This is a genomic window from Microcystis sp. LE19-84.1B, from assembly GCF_027531875.1.
Classification (GTDB): Bacteria; Cyanobacteriota; Cyanobacteriia; order Cyanobacteriales; family Microcystaceae; genus Microcystis; species Microcystis panniformis.
In genome coordinates, this window is sequence record NZ_JAPZSR010000231.1 from 1 (window position 1) to 15460 (window position 15460).

13 protein-coding genes, 1 pseudogene and 1 riboswitch are annotated in these 15460 nt (G+C 44.4%); of the genes and pseudogenes, 6 read left to right on the forward strand and 8 right to left on the reverse strand.

Annotation, left to right across the window (positions count from 1 at the left end; genetic code table 11):
- Positions 1–380: 380 nt before the first annotated feature.
- The 5 genes from O9324_RS13415 to rpmI all read right to left on the reverse strand — a co-directional run bounded on the left by O9324_RS13415 (position 381) and on the right by rpmI (position 3412).
- A complete protein-coding gene (locus O9324_RS13415; protein ID WP_288140435.1) occupies positions 381–659 on the reverse strand; it encodes a hemolysin XhlA family protein in 279 nt (92 codons plus the stop codon).
- A gap of 225 nt (positions 660–884) precedes the next feature.
- Positions 885–1853 carry a cysteine synthase A gene (locus O9324_RS13420; RefSeq protein WP_002772047.1) on the reverse strand — a complete coding sequence of 323 codons (969 nt, stop codon included), beginning with the start codon at positions 1851–1853 and terminating at the stop codon, positions 885–887.
- A 6-nt stretch (positions 1854–1859) separates the two neighbouring features.
- Entirely contained in the window at positions 1860–2816 is a 957-nt protein-coding gene (locus O9324_RS13425) for a PhoH family protein (protein ID WP_002772048.1), read from the reverse strand.
- Between the two features lie 13 nt (positions 2817–2829).
- The gene (gene rplT, locus O9324_RS13430) at positions 2830–3177 is read right to left on the reverse strand and encodes a 50S ribosomal protein L20 (protein WP_002739593.1); all 348 of its coding nucleotides are present in this window, start codon (positions 3175–3177) and stop codon (positions 2830–2832) included.
- 31 nt (positions 3178–3208) lie between these two features.
- Positions 3209–3412, reverse strand: coding sequence for a 50S ribosomal protein L35 (gene rpmI, locus O9324_RS13435; protein WP_002781071.1), 204 nt, complete (start codon positions 3410–3412; stop codon positions 3209–3211).
- A 208-nt stretch (positions 3413–3620) separates the two neighbouring features.
- Here rpmI and O9324_RS13440 point away from each other — a divergent pair, with 208 nt between their 5' ends.
- Positions 3621–4796: a transaldolase gene (locus O9324_RS13440; protein WP_002772050.1), complete on the forward strand. Its 1176-nt coding sequence runs from the start codon at positions 3621–3623 to the stop codon at positions 4794–4796.
- Positions 4797–4843: 47 nt separating this feature from the next.
- Here O9324_RS13440 and O9324_RS13445 read toward each other — a convergent pair whose 3' ends face one another.
- Positions 4844–6034 (reverse strand): RNA-guided endonuclease InsQ/TnpB family protein, encoded by a 1191-nt coding sequence (locus O9324_RS13445; protein ID WP_288140436.1) that lies wholly within the window; start codon positions 6032–6034, stop codon positions 4844–4846.
- A 73-nt stretch (positions 6035–6107) separates the two neighbouring features.
- On the opposite strand from O9324_RS13445, the pseudogene O9324_RS13450 reads away from it, so the two are divergent.
- A pseudogene (locus O9324_RS13450) lies at positions 6108–6314 on the forward strand (IS200/IS605 family transposase); the annotation flags it as partial.
- Between the two features lie 337 nt (positions 6315–6651).
- Positions 6652–6748, forward strand: a riboswitch (TPP riboswitch).
- An 8-nt stretch (positions 6749–6756) separates the two neighbouring features.
- Complete coding sequence (thiC, locus tag O9324_RS13455; RefSeq protein ID WP_287629006.1) at positions 6757–8139, forward strand: phosphomethylpyrimidine synthase; 1383 nt, start codon at positions 6757–6759, stop codon at positions 8137–8139.
- Between the two features lie 87 nt (positions 8140–8226).
- Here the strand turns inward: thiC and O9324_RS13460 are convergent, their stop codons facing one another.
- Positions 8227–8766 carry a phycobiliprotein lyase gene (locus tag O9324_RS13460; protein WP_002738011.1) on the reverse strand — a complete coding sequence of 180 codons (540 nt, stop codon included), beginning with the start codon at positions 8764–8766 and terminating at the stop codon, positions 8227–8229.
- 595 nt (positions 8767–9361) lie between these two features.
- On the opposite strand from O9324_RS13460, the gene O9324_RS13465 reads away from it, so the two are divergent.
- Positions 9362–10282, forward strand: a complete 921-nt coding sequence (locus O9324_RS13465; protein ID WP_185240379.1) for an NAD(+) kinase — start codon at positions 9362–9364, stop codon at positions 10280–10282.
- 282 nt (positions 10283–10564) lie between these two features.
- On the opposite strand, the gene O9324_RS13470 is transcribed toward O9324_RS13465, so the two are convergent.
- Complete coding sequence (locus O9324_RS13470) at positions 10565–11809, reverse strand: HAD-IC family P-type ATPase (protein WP_353851718.1); 1245 nt, start codon at positions 11807–11809, stop codon at positions 10565–10567.
- 351 nt (positions 11810–12160) lie between these two features.
- Between O9324_RS13470 and O9324_RS13475 the strand changes: the two genes are divergently transcribed.
- Both O9324_RS13475 and O9324_RS13480 read left to right on the forward strand, forming a co-directional pair.
- Positions 12161–13735 (forward strand): DUF659 domain-containing protein, encoded by a 1575-nt coding sequence (locus O9324_RS13475; protein WP_288140437.1) that lies wholly within the window; start codon positions 12161–12163, stop codon positions 13733–13735.
- A 185-nt stretch (positions 13736–13920) separates the two neighbouring features.
- Positions 13921–15024: a DUF4127 family protein gene (locus O9324_RS13480; protein WP_288140438.1), complete on the forward strand. Its 1104-nt coding sequence runs from the start codon at positions 13921–13923 to the stop codon at positions 15022–15024.
- Positions 15025–15460 lie beyond the last annotated feature (436 nt).

Here is a 15460-nt window from a genome sequence, read left to right on the forward strand (position 1 = left end):
AGCCGTAGGTTGGGTTGAGGAACGAAACCCAACCCAATGATTTAAAAGTGTTGGGTTTCACTATCGTTCAACCCAACCTACGCTCTTTATTCTCTGAGATAAAATAAAGGTTGAATGATGCAATTCATCTGCCTAAAAACGTGCCATCACCTAAACTGCCTGATTCTGCTCAATGAGCCGTAGGTTAGGTTAGGTTGTAGGTTGGGCGTGGTGGCGTGGTGCGTGGTAGATGGGAAATTGATGGGTAGGGGCGAAGCATTCGGATAAAAAATCTAGGATTTCAGCGATAAGTTATTGCCCAAATGCTTCGCCCTTACAGTGATTTTCTGCAATTTGAGGAATAACTGTTGCAGAAGGCGGTTCAAAATTCATTGTCTTAATTATGATTGAGGAAAAGGGAGAATAATATAGCGAATAACTGTTCCTATTAAAGCTGTTCCCAAGATGCCGATTAACGTCCAAATCTGGGCTTTCTGAGAGCCTTTTAATTCTTTTATATCTTCTTTTACCCCTTCAATATCTTTTTCTAAACTATCGACTTTTTCCTCTAATCTTGCCTGTACTATTTTAATATCCATAACATCTTTTTGTAGATTATCCAACTTCTGATTAATTGAACCTAAAATTTCTTTGAGATCCTGTTCAATAGTAACTGACATCTGATGATTCTCCTAATAATGATAGTTATCAGTATTGTTATCTATCTTGTCTTAATTGCTTGCCCAACCGAAGCGCCTCATTTTCCCTTGCTGCCTTCCCTCATTGTTGCCCTACCCTTACCATTATCTCCACTAATCCCCGCTTTGATAATCCCTGATTTTACTGTAAAATCTTAGGTTCATCAGCTTAATCTAGCTGAAGGCTGACTTAACCCTAACAACAATTTAAGCCAATCCTTTCTCAGCCAACCATTGAGGATTATATAACCGAGATTGATAACGGGACCCACCATCACAAAGAACAGTAACAATAGTGTGGCCTGGCCCCATTTGTTTAGCTAAAGCTACCGCAGCACCAACATTAATACCCACAGAACCCCCCATAAATAAACCATCTTTTTGTAATAGTTGATAAACAACTTTAATGGCAGTGGGATCATCAATTTGAATGGCATCGTCTATGGGTGCGCCTTCCATATTAGCCGTAATACGACTATTACCAATCCCTTCAGTAATTGAACTACCTTCCAGGGTAATTGTCCCAGTTTTCACATAACTATATAAACCGCTACCCATCGGATCTGCCACCACGCAACGCACCTGGGGATTTTGGTCTTTTAAAAACATCGCCACCCCCGCGTAGGTTCCCCCAGTTCCCGTGGCAGCCACCCAAGCATCAATTTTACCGTCGGTTTGTTCCCAGATTTCCCGGCCGGTGGTTTCGTAGTGAGCGCGACGATTAGCCAGATTATCGAATTGATTGGCCCAGATAGCATTTTCCATCTCCCTGGCCACTCTCCCCGATAATTTAACGTAATTATTGGCATCTCGGTAGGGAACGGCGGGAACAGTACGCACTTCCGCACCAAGGGTTCTTAAGAGGTCGATTTTCTCTTGGGATTGGGTATCGGGAATGATAATCAGGCATTTATAACCTTTAGCATTGCAGATATGGGCCAAACCGATGCCAGTATTGCCGGCGGTTCCTTCGACAACGGTTCCCCCCGGTTGGAGAGTACCGGCTTTTTCCGCTTCTTGGATAATATATAAAGCGGCCCGATCCTTGACCGAACCACCGGGGTTAAGAAATTCGGCCTTACCGAGAATCTCGCAGCCGGTTTCCTCGCTAAAACTATTGAGACGAATTAGGGGAGTATTACCCACCGCATCGACGAAACCATGTTTAATATCCATAATCTGTTATTTTTCGTGCTGTTCGTAGGCTGAGACGATTTTTTGTACTAGGGGATGACGCACCACATCGGCCCGGGATAGGTAACAAAAAGCGATCCCTTCTACTGATTTTAGGATTTTTTGAGCGGCAATTAACCCCGATTCCTGTTGTTGCGGTAAATCGGTTTGAGTGACATCTCCAGTTACTACCATGCGCGAACCGAATCCCAAGCGCGTTAAGACCATTTTTAACTGTGCTGGGGTGGTATTTTGGGCCTCATCAACAATAACAAAAGCATTAGCTAGGGTTCGTCCCCGCATATAAGCTAAGGGAGCGATTTCGATTTTACCCCGTTCCATCAGGTCGGGAATTTTGGCCGCTTCGATAAATTCGTATAAAGCATCGTAGAGGGGACGCAAAAAAGGATCGACTTTTTGCTGTAAATCCCCCGGGAGAAAGCCTAATTTTTCCCCCGCTTCCACGGCCGGCCGGGTGAGGATAATCCGTTCTACTTTATCTTCTAATAAAGCTTGTACGGCTAAAACGGCGGCTAAAAAGGTTTTTCCCGTGCCGGCCGGTCCAATACAAAAGGTGATATCGTGACTTTGAATCGCTTGGATATATTGACGCTGACGGAAGGTTTTCGCCCGAATTAGCTCCCCGCGACGGGTACGAGCCAAAATATCCTGCTGTAGTTCTTTATACTCGCTAGAACGCCCCGTATCGAGGGCATGGATAGCGGTCATAATATCGGCTTCGGCGATTAACTTGGCCTCTTGCCATAAAATACTTAAGGAGCGTACAATCGCTGTGGCACGCTCCACGGGGGTTGGTTGCCCCGCAATCCGCAATTCCATGCCTCTGAGGACTAAATTCGCCCCAGTTTGCCTGGCTATCAATTTGAGGTTAGCTTCTTGATGACCCGCTAAAGCGATCGCACTTTCTGAACTGGGGAATTGAATCGTTTGCCAAGTTTCCGTCATGCTTGGGGCTAAATTATCCTTTGGCTGTTTCTACCACTTTAGCAAAAGCGACGGGATCGAGGACAGCTAATTGGGCTAACATTTTCCGATTAAGGAGGATATTAGCTTTCTTTAATTGTCCGGTCAGTTGGCTGTAACTGATGCCCTGTTGACGAGCAGCGGCATTAATGCGGGTAATCCAAAGACGACGAAAATCGCGTTTCCGTTTGCGACGGTCTCTATAGGCATTCCGCAAGGCCTTCATTACCTGTTGGTTAGCTGTACGGAATAAGCGCGAGTGAGAACCGCGAAAACCTTTGGCTAATTTGAGAACTTTTTTACGTCGCTTGCGGGCGACATTCCCCCGTTTTACTCTAGACATGATAATCCTTTAGACGATTTTTCTGGAAAACTTACAAATAGGGCAACATTAAGCGCACTTCCTTCTCGTCGCGCTCGTGTACCAAGGTAATCTGGGACAAACGACGGCGCTTGCGTTCGGCACTTTTATGATCGAGTAGGTGATTTTTGAAGGCTTTGCGACGTTTGATTTTTTTGCCGCTTCCCGTGGCCTCGAATCGTTTGGCCGCCGCCTTTCGCGTTTTTAGCTTGGGCATAAACTCCGTTTTGTTAAATCGACACAATCACTAATACTATCACAAATAAAGGACTTTGGGCAAGGAGTGGCCAAAAGATTCCCAGCTTATCCCGACTTTGGCCAGGTCTGTGGGTAGGAATTAAATCAATCGGGAATTTTCCCCTTCCTCTCGATCGAATCGCTAAGATGTGGATGAAGTCTCGTGTTAACACGCATCTGGAGAAGTTATGGCTAAAACCCTACTAGAACAATTACGCCAATTTACAGTGGTTGTTGCCGATACCGGCGATATCCAAGCGATCGAAGCTTTTACCCCCCAAGATACCACCACTAACCCCTCCCTGATTACGGCCGCGGCCCAAATGCCCCAATATCAGCCGATTGTCGATCAAACCCTGCAAGCGGCCAGAAAAGAATTAGGAGAGCAGGCCACCCCGGAAGATGTGGCCAAATTAGCTTTTGATCGCCTAGCGATCGGTTTTGGTCTGCAAATCCTGCAAATCGTCCCCGGCCGCGTCTCCACCGAAGTGGATGCTCGTCTTTCCTACGATACCCAAGCTACCATCGACAAGGCCCGTTATCTCATTTCCCAGTATGAACAAGCGGGTATCTCTAGAGAAAGAGTCTTAATTAAAATTGCCTCGACTTGGGAAGGGATTAAAGCCGCAGAAGTCCTCGAAAAAGAGGGAATTCACTGTAATTTAACCCTATTATTCGGTTTTCATCAGGCGATCGCCTGTGCAGAAGCGGGAGTAACCTTAATTTCTCCCTTTGTCGGTCGGATTCTCGATTGGTATAAAAAAGAAACCGGTAAAGACTACGTTGGCGCTGAAGATCCCGGGGTCCAATCCGTCACCCAGATCTATAACTACTATAAAAAGTTTGGCTATAAAACCGAAGTTATGGGGGCAAGTTTCCGCAATATCGGTGAAATTCGCGAGTTAGCCGGTTGTGATCTTTTAACCATTTCCCCGAAACTGCTCGAGCAATTGCAGGAGACAGAAGCCGATTTACCCCGTAAGCTCGATCCAGCATTGGCTGCAACCCTTGATATTGTCAAAATTGCCATGGATAAAGCGACTTTTGAGAAAATGCACGCCGAAGATGCCATGGCTTCTGAAAAACTAGCGGAAGGTATTCAAGGTTTTACCAAAGCTTTAGAATTGTTGGAACAATTGCTGATTCAACGTTTAACCCAGTTGGAAGGTCAGTCAACCCTAGAACACGCCGCCGAAGATATTTTCCGAGTCTATGATCATGATGGGGATGGTTTCATCACCCGGGAAGAATGGGCGGGAACCGATGCGGTATTCGATGCGATCGATATTAACCATGATGGGAAAATTTCTCCCGATGAGATCGCTGTCGGTTTAGGTGCAGCCTTTCGTTTAGTGGAAGCTTGACTCTCCCCCGCTAAACCCCGCGAGCGGTTTAGCGGGGGATTCTTGGTTCATAGGCTCTTGACTAGATCAAACAGGTTTAACTGAACGACCCCCGCCAGACCGCCTCCGCAAGCGTTTTCTAACACGGTCAGCCCGACCGCGTTTTTTCCTCGGTTCTCGATTACCTTCGCCGATGCCGTATCTCTCGGTTCGATGTGGCCGCAAGAATCGCATCGGTGAACTCTTTCCGATAACGCTTTTTTGCCAGTAATTGCGCCACAATTCGGACACTCCTGGGAAGTTCCGTTTTTATCGACTTTAAGATAATATTTTCCCCGTTTCCAAGCGACAAACGGTAGTATCTCGTTAATAAAACTACCGATACCCGAATCTAGAGATTGTTTTCTAACGATCCCTCTAGACCAGGAAATGAAGTTAATATCTTCGACAAAGATATTATCAGCGAGATCGCAAAGGTAATGAGCTAGTTTAAAGTGCCAATCTCTACGAGTATTAGACACTTTCTCGTGTAATCTTGCTATATTCTCTTGGAGTTTTAACCAATTGTTTGAGCCTTTGACTTGATGTTTCAAGCGTCTTTGTAGCAATTTAAGCTTACTCTGTACTTTCAACAAAAATCGAGGGGCTTTGATTAAATCTCCCCGTGAAGTAGCGACAAAACTCTCAATCCCCGCGTCAATTCCTAAACAGGTCTTCCCCACTGTCATATCGGGAACTAATTCCGGAGATTGGAAAGAAACCGAAACGTAAAATCCCGACGCTTTTTGGATAATTCGAGCTTGTTTAGGCTCGAACCCAGACGGGTATTCTCTAGATTGCCTGATTCTAATTTTTCCCAATTGTGGAAAAAGCGCAGGAAAAACAAAACTCCGCATCTTTTTCTTAAATCTAGGAAAGCCGAAGCCTTTCGATTTTCTATGGTCAAACGCTTTATCTAAAGTTTTTAAGACTTGCTGTAAGACTTGAGCGTTAACCGTCTTTAATATCGGATAGAATTTTTTAGCTTCCGTTAGATTTTTTGCTTGAACGAAGTAATTCGGATAGGGTTCATCCGCAGGAATTATGTACTCAGAAACTAGCGAACAGTGATCCGCAAGACACTTTCGAGAGTTTAACCAATCTTTCCGTTCCGAGAGCGCGTAATTATAAACGCTCTTACAAACATCAAGAATGTGGACGATCTCCCGTTCCTGTTGCCTGTTTACCTTTAGTTTGTACTGGTAGGTAAGCGTTATCACTGTCGTTAGTTTCGTGATGTATAGTTAAATTATAACACTTACTGCCTAGTATATCAACTAATTACAATCATGAACCAAACTAATCGCTAACCTTAAAACAGTTAGTAGTCGCTTAATTAGAAAAGAATTTCCGTACTTAGCGGCAAAGTATTTCGACAACAAACCCTATTTTTGGACGGGAGCTTATTTCGTGGCCAGTTGTGGCGGCGTTACCGTCGAACAACTAAAAAAATACGTCGAGAACCAAAACTCCCGGAAAGTGGAAACCCTACCGCATTAGTTTCATTCTGGTGGCGATTCATATCCAGTTAACCGCGTAGCGGTTTAACGGGAGTCCTCTCGCGACCTTGAGATAGGGAACTGCTTCTGAATCACCGGGGATTTTTCTAAAATTACTATTTCTATTTGAGGTGGTCTAAGTAGGTGGGTGGAATTAAATATAAGATGAACGTAGGTTGGGTTGAAGCATGAAACCCAACGCCCGCTCATGTTACGCTACCGCTAACCCATCCTACAAATAATTGTGCCTCCCTACTTAAGTGGGTTTTAGCTTAACTGCCTAATCAAACAAAAATCTTAAGCTTGATCTCCTCAGTCCTCAACAGTGATAGAATTGCCGTCATAGCTAGGGGTGTCTGAGGCAATCAGGCTGAGAAAGACCCTTAGAACCTGAGACTGGGTAATTCCAGCGTAGGGAAGCTGTTTACAGAGGAAATAAAATTATGAGACAAGAATGGGTTGCCCCCCGGCGCGGACAAGCAAATGTATCGCAAATGCACTACGCCCGTCAGGGGATAATTACCGAAGAGATGACGTATGTGGCAAAACGGGAAAATCTCTCTCCCGAATTGATTCGCAGCGAAATCGCCCGAGGAAGACTGATTATCCCCGCTAATATCAATCACCTCAACCTCGAACCGATGGCGATCGGTATTGCTTCTAAGTGTAAAGTTAATGCTAATATCGGGGCTTCCCCTAACTCCTCGAATATTAACGAAGAACTGGAAAAATTACACCTAGCGGTCAAATACGGCGCGGATACGGTGATGGATCTTTCCACCGGTGGCGGTAATTTGGACGAAATTCGCACCGCGATTATCAATGCTTCTCCTGTCCCCATCGGTACTGTACCCATCTATCAAGCGGTGGAAAGCGTTCACGGCAATATTGAAAAACTCACCCCCGAAGATTTCCTCCACATTATCGAAAAACACGCCCAGCAAGGGGTAGATTACATGACGATTCATGCGGGAATCCTCATCGAACACCTGCCTTTAGTCAAAACCCGTCTGACCGGGATTGTCTCCCGGGGGGGTGGTATTATTGCTAAGTGGATGTTACACCACCACAAGCAAAATCCTCTCTATACCCATTTCGACGAAATTATCGAGATTTTCCAGCGTTATGACGTTTCTTTTAGTCTCGGGGACTCCCTACGTCCCGGTTGTACCCACGATGCTTCCGATGCAGCCCAATTAGCGGAATTGAAAACCCTCGGCCAACTAACGCGCCGCGCTTGGGAACACGATGTACAGGTGATGGTGGAAGGACCGGGCCATGTTCCCATGGACCAAATTGAATTTAATGTGAAAAAACAAATGGAGGAGTGTAGCGAAGCACCTTTCTATGTTCTCGGTCCCCTTGTCACCGATATTGCCCCAGGGTACGATCATATCACTTCGGCGATCGGGGCGGCTCTGGCGGGTTGGTACGGGACGGCGATGTTATGTTATGTCACCCCGAAAGAACATCTCGGTTTACCCAACGCTGAAGATGTGCGAAATGGCTTAATTGCCTACAAAATAGCGGCTCATGCGGCAGATATCGCCCGTCATCGCCCTGGAGCGCGCGATCGTGACGACGAACTCTCCATTGCTCGTTATAATTTCGATTGGAATCGTCAATTTCAGTTATCCTTGGATCCCGATCGCGCTAAGGAATACCACGATGAGACTTTACCCGCAGATATCTATAAAACTGCGGAGTTTTGTTCGATGTGTGGACCGAAATTCTGTCCGATGCAAACTAAGGTCGATGCCGATGCAATTACGGAATTAGAGAAGTTTCTCGCTAGTCAGAATCAAGACAGTTTAACCCCAGTTTAAAGGGAAGTTATGGGAAGGGCTGATTTGATTTCAGCCCTATTCCTAGGATAAAAGTCAAAATTATGGGAATAGCCGCCATTTTTTTGACTAATTGACCCGTTTTTCTAGATATTGACCGATCATCAATTCTTGACCGGCGCGAGAGATAATAGTTTGTCGGGTGCGATATTGTTGACCGATGAGTTTAATTTCTTCTTCAAAGACAGAACCGGCGTATTCTGTTCTCAGACAGAGAGTAGAGGGGTTAGGAAAGGTATAAATGGCACTAACGGGTTTATCCGTCGCAAATCCCCGATCGCGATAGAGAATATTATCTAAAATACCGAATATGGTGGAACCGTTGGAGGGTTTTTTACTCTGGGGACGGAGATAATTACTTTGCCAAGTCACTTCCGTGCCACCTAATAAAGTTGTATCTTCCAGATTATGTAAACGGGCCAGTTGAATTAATGGTTCGCTGCCTTGGGGTAAATATTTAATCTCGATGGCGCTGATAACTTCTTGGGGTTCCGTTTCTTGGGTGAGGGTGTAATAACGTCTCTGGGATTGCCAGCGTCCTTCTGTCTGCTTAAAAAAGGCTAAAGCCAAAGTTTCTAGCGATAATTGGGCGGTTTGAATTAATGTCATAGAAATAAAACCTTTCCTGTTTTTTGGTAGAGCAGATTTGTTATCCTTTGTCAAGAGTTTGCCAGAGAATTGTTACACATCTTAATACAATTATAACTCTGCATGGAAATTAAGTGGTAGGGGTGTTGAGGGAGATAATTGGGAAAAAGCCGCACAGATACAGCATTTACAGGGAAAAAACGAGATAAGATTGCTAAAACCTGCCAGCTTATCCTAGTTAGGGCTTGCTGAATAAATGTGAAATGTAGGCAAGGTAAGAGTTTTGTGGCTTTTCTCGCGGAACAGGTGCAAGATTTTGAGAGAATCGTCCTTCAAAACATTGCGTCTTCATCGGCCCGCGTCCTTTAGGGGCGAAGCATTCGGGCAATAACCTATCGGTGAAACCATAGATTTTCTATCCGAATGCTTCGCCCGTACTTTTTCAGCAAACCCTAGTTAATTCCATCTACCCTTATCTATCGATTAATTCTGTCAAATTGGCTACAGTCAGGCCGAGGTTCTTCCCCCAACCCCTTTTTTACTTTTTACTTGTCAACCGATCTGCCCGGTCTTGCTATTGTTAAAAAATAGAACCTCCGAACAAGGTCTCAACTCTGTGCAGTTAAAACAAGTCATCATCGCTCATAAGGCCAACCATCCCCAAAGTAAAGCATGGGCGGAAAAATGCGCTAAACAGTTAGAAGCCCGTCAGTGTAAAGTTTTAATGGGACCCAGTGGCTTTAAAGATAATCCCTATCCGGTATTTTTAGCCTCAGCATCGGGAAAAATCGACCTTGCCATCGTTTTGGGGGGAGATGGAACCATTTTAGCCGCCGCTCGCTATTTAGCTCACGAAGACATTCCAATTCTAGCGGTGAATGTTGGCGGCCATCTGGGATTTTTAACGGAACCTTTGGAGATTTTCCAAGATACGGAGACGGTCTGGGAGCGTTTACAATCCGATCACTATGCGGTACAACAACGGATGATGTTAACGGCGAGAATCTATGAAGGGGATAAAAGAAACCCTCAGCCGGTGAGCGAGGCATTTTATGCCCTGAATGAGATGTGTGTGAAACCCGCTAGTATCGATAGGATGCCCACCTCAATCCTCGAAATCGAAGTGGACGGGGAAATAGTAGATCAGTACCAAGGGGACGGTTTATTAGTGGCTACTCCCACGGGATCCACCTGTTACACCGCTTCCGCTAATGGCCCGATTATACACCCCGGCATGGAAGCGATCGCCGTCACCCCGATTTGTCCCTTGAGTCTCTCCAGTCGGCCGATTGTCATTCCCCCGGCATCTCTGGTCAGTATTTGGCCTCTAGGAGACTACGAATTAAATACTAAACTCTGGATGGATGGCGCTTTAGCTACTTCCATTTGGCCCGGGCAATGGGTGGGAGTTACTAAAGCCGAAAAATTCGCCCAATTTATTATCCTGCGGGAAAGTTATTCTTTTTATCAGACTCTACAGGAAAAATTGCAATGGGCCGGGGCGAGAATTCACTATGATGGCAATCGTCATAATTAGGGTTTGTTGAATAAATGTGAAATGTAGGCAAGGTAAGGGTTTTGTGGCTTTTCTGGCGAAACAGGTGCAAGATTTTGAGAGAATCGTGCTTCCAAACCTTGCGTCTTCATCGGCCCGCGTCCCGTAGGGGCGAAGCATTCGGGCAATAACCTATCGGTGAAACCGGAGATTTTCTATCCGAATGCTTCGCCCGTACTTTTTCAGCAGACCCTAATTAGAGTTTGCTGAAAAAAATTTTCTGGGGAAAGTGCCTGATGAGCTTGGTTTTCCCCAGGATAGGGACTACGATCGAGTTTTTAAATTCTCCCAAGTGGATTGATAGGTGTTGCCTAAATCTGCCTTGGGATGATTAAAAATCGAATAGAGAGCCAATTTGACTCGATCGATAATCAATAACCAGACTAGGGCATAGAGCCAGCTTTTTGCCACTCCCTCAAAACCGATCGGGGCGATCAGGATTCCGAACATTGAGATCAGCGAAGATATAATGACCGAGATGCCAGTAGCGATCGCTAGAGGTTTAGCGGGGGCCAAGGACCAAAACGCACCTTTTGCCCGCACCGAATAGAGAGTCATCATCCCTAAGAGAGCGATATTGAGGAAAATATAGGTTTGCACCTTGTCGGCAGTCATTCCCCATACCCGTTCAGCCAGATAGTACAGCAGGAAAGTGGCAATGACGTTGACCACTCCCAAAACCGAAGCAATGGTGAGAACTTTCGGCATATCCCAAGCTTGGGGTACTTTCGAGATCTTGGCATTATCGTAGGCGATCGTCATGATCGCTCCATCGTTAAGAATTGCTAAGAAAACGATCATAATTGCCGTAATCGGGTAGGAATTAAAGAACAGAATCGCCAAAGTGGTAAAAACGAGAATCTGAATTGTGGCGATGATCCGGTAGAGAACATAACTGGTCATCCGTTCAAAAATCTGGCGACTTAACTTAATCGCATCGACGATTACCGATAAACCGGGGGTAAGGAGAACGATATCGGCCGCTGCCCGGGCTGCATCGGTAGCCCCGGAAACCGCAATCCCCGCATCGGCTTTTTTCAGCGCCGGGGCATCATTGACCCCATCTCCGGTCATACCGACAATGTGATCGGTTTTCTGCAAGACATCGACGATATGATATTTGTCCTCTGGGAAAACTTGACCGAAACCATCGGCGCCGAGAATCTGTTCATCGAGGGTTCCTAACTGATTGGGGGGGACTTCCCGAAAAATTTTGGCATCGAGGATATTGTTACCTAAACCCAATTGTCGAGCGGTTTCCTTAGCGATTAACACCTGATCCCCCGTGATCATCTTGACGGGAACCCCTAATTTTAGGGCGGTTTGTAGGGTTAATTGGGAATCAACCCGTGGTGGATCAAATAGGGAGATAATGCCCAAGAATTGCCATTGACCTTGGGGGGTGGTTTTGGCCACTCCTAGGGCGCGATAGCCTTTTTTGGCGTAATCTTCGATGATTTGATTGACCGGCCCCTCGATTTCCTCTTTATTGTAGGCTAGATCGAGCATTACCTGCGGTGCGCCCTTACTGGTTTTAAAAGTCTCACCATCGGCGGTGGTAATATCGGCTTCGGTGCGTTTAGCGACGGGATCGAAGGGGGTAAAGTGGGTGACTTGATAGCGATCGAGTACCGTGGCATCTTTTAAACCGGCGAGAATAGTTTTATCGATCGGATCGTCATCGCTAGTTTGGGAAGCGAGGGAAGCGGTGAGAATTAGATCGTCGGCGCTGATCCCCGGCAGGGTGTAGGGATCGCCTAAACTAAGCTGATTAAGGGTGAGAGTAGGGTGTTGACTTTGCCAGAAAAAAGGCGATAAAATAGTAATCTAATTTCGTGTCGAAAAGGGAGTCTGTGGTTAGTGAGCATAGAAAAATCCAAAATGCCTGTCAGTCGTCAAATTCGGTACTTGAGAAGAAGTAGAGACAACTGGAAAGAGAATGCGGCTAAAAAACAAGAAAAAATTCGAGAATATGAGCAAACAATACGAGTCTTATCCAACAGCAGAGAAAATTGGAAAACTCAGGCAAAAGAAGCTAAGAAAAGAATAAAAGAATTAGAGAAAAAGATAGAAGAACTAGAAAGACAAGACCTGAAAGAGAAAGATTCCCAGCTTTTGGAAGTCCTGGGAGAGAATCCTTTGAAAATCTCAGGTCATCACTACACAGCCCAAACCATACAGATATCAGTACAGCAAATAATAGAAGCAGGTAATAGCTATCGAGGAGTAGCTACAACAATGAAAATACTATTTCAAAGTTCCTCAATAAAATCCCCTCACTATAGCAGTATTAGACAATGGGTAGAAAGAATTGGATTATTTGAATTGATGAGAGACAAAAAAAGAGATGACTGGATATATATTGTTGATTTAACATTACAACTAGGTCAAGAAAAAGCTCTAATAATCTATGGAGTTTCGGAGAGTTTATGGACAAATCAAATCTTAGAAAGAGGTGGTACATTAAGACATACAGATGGAGAAATTCTCGGAATTGAAGTTACGGAATCAGCTACAGGAGAATGGATTCAAGAGATGTTGGAGAAGGTAACTCTTCAAGTAGGGATACCTCTTCAAATTGTAGCCGATAGTGGTAGCAACTTGAAAAAAGGAATTAAACTTTATCAAGAGAATTATCCTCAAGTTATCTATACCTATGATGTCACTCATGCTATGGCTAATTTACTAAAAAAGGAATTATTAGCTGATGAAGTATTTCAAAGTTTTCTTTCAGATTGTCATCAGTGCCGACAGCAACTTCAACAAACAGAACTAGCCTTTGCTGCTCCTCCTTCCCAAAGAGCACAGTGTCGGTATTTCAACCTAGAAAGATTAGTAAATTGGGCGACAAGTTTGCTTAATTGCCCCTTAGATACCCTATACCAGTTGATGCCTTTAACAGATTTTCAAGCCATTAATGAAAGATTAAAAGAGAAATTTTTGTGGCTAGATAAATACCAAAATCAACTCCCTTCATGGAGAATGATGCTCAAAATAACTAGGAGTTTAGAAAAACAGCTAAAAACTTTAGGATTAAACAAAGAATCTTTAAATAAGTTTCATAAAGAATTATCTTTTTTAGGGATTTCTGAAAATCTTGAGCCTTTTAAACAATCTGTATTTAGCTATTTAGAATCTCAAGTCAAAATGATTCAAGATGACCGCACAATTCTGGCTACATCTGATGTGCTTGAATCAATTTTTGGTCAGTATAAACGTTTTTCAAAGCGATGCCCACTTCAAGAGTTGCGCTCTATGCTTCTGACGATTCCAATCTTAACCATGAACCTGACAAAAACTCTTATTAAACAAGCTTTAGAAACAATCCGTGGTCTTGATTTATCGGAATGGGTAAATGAGATTTTTGGACAATCTATGCTGTCAAAACGTCAGGCTGTCTTTTCGTCGGCGGACGGAGACATGAAAACTGCATAAAAATTTTCGGCTTTACCTCACCGATTTTCATCAGCCTACTACCAGACCAAGATACCGCGTTTATCATCACTGACCGGCTCGTCCAATACCCCGAAGAATACTTACCTTATATCTCAGGAGCTAAAAATGTTATTCTTATTGGTTCTTTTGTCGGGGGAGACGACGCAGAAAGACATGAGCGAGAATTGTGGCAACTTAAACAATCAATTCGACTTGTTCAAGCAATGAATCGAACCATCTTGTCAATTGTTTTTGCCAAGGGGGACTCTCCTCAGTCAGGGGCTAGTAATGTCCTAAGTCAACTTCAAGGAAAACTAGATACACTTCTCGATACTTATCATCTCTCTCACCTGAAAAAACCGATCACTTGGGGTGCGGATGAGGCCGTATTGATGGCATTTGCCCAAACCCTACCTAATACCAAGGTACTGGTTCGCATTTCTAATCCAAACTGCCACCATCATTATGAAGGCGGAGAAAACGGACCAACATCTAAAGAGATTGTCGAGAAAAAATTAACAGCAGTTGGGTTAGCTAAAGTCAATCCTGGCTGGGAATTTGAACCTAGCTTTGCCACAACTAACACCGACTGGGATTTTGAGGTTGCCATCTTAACTCGTCGTCCTGGCGGCAATATTGATGACTACCAAGCCAATGACCAACAACAAACAAATTTTGATGCTGATTTTTTGAGCCGCTACAGCGATTATTCTGCTCAACAGCGCAGTAAATTGGCAATTATTGACGGTAGACTGTTTAATGGTGCGTGGGATGCTAGTTCTGCCTTACCCTATTGTGATTTACTCGCTTTTGGCGGTTGGGGAACCTATGGCAACTGTGTCGGCTCAACTTTAGCAGTGGCTAAAATTTTGTTTCACGCCAAGAATCCCGTCGTCCAACAGCAACTCTACCTCGAAGCTGTCGCCCATGATGTCTTTGCCAATGGTTATAAAGAAGCGCAGAGAGGAGAGCTGAGAAAGAAAGTTCAAGAGCATTTTCCCTTTGTCCATGATGGAAAGTTAGCGGAAACCCCAGACAGATTTTATAACAATTACCAAATAACGACGCTCTTTGCAATTCTCAATGAACTGGTTAATCGTCGCATGAAGGAACATTTCGCAGGAACGGATTGTCTTGAAGGAAGAAATTTTCACTTGAATCCTCAACTTTGGCGGACGTTCGAGAGTGAAGTTCACATCTGGCCGAGGCTACCTGAAGAAGTTCACCAAGTTGGTATCTACCGAATCGATCTTGATGCTATAACGTTCAATCCTTTATCTAGAGGATAATTGGCGTGATGATTAAACTTACAGGCATTATCTAATATTGGGAAATGTACTGCACAACTAAAAACGACAGAATCAGGGTTCCAGAGAAAAGGGGTTAAGAATAAAATGTAAACAACTCCAGTTCAGACATTTCGCAACGACTTTCAGTAAAAACGAGGACTGGACAGCTACGACAACATGGGTTTGGAAAGCTGAAACCATGTCAATCTACCATAAGCCCACCTTATCACCCCGACAAGAAATACTGAATGTTAAGAAACTTTACAATTTGTTACATTACCCTTAAGATGAGAACATCATCGGAAATTTTGGGTCTGAAACCCCGCCGTTCTAGGTTGGCTTTACGTTAGAATTAAAAGGCCAGTCTCGAAAACCAAGTGGACGGCGCAGCACCTTGAAAACTTGGCTTAGGGGGTTCCGACCAGAAAAGCTTGGC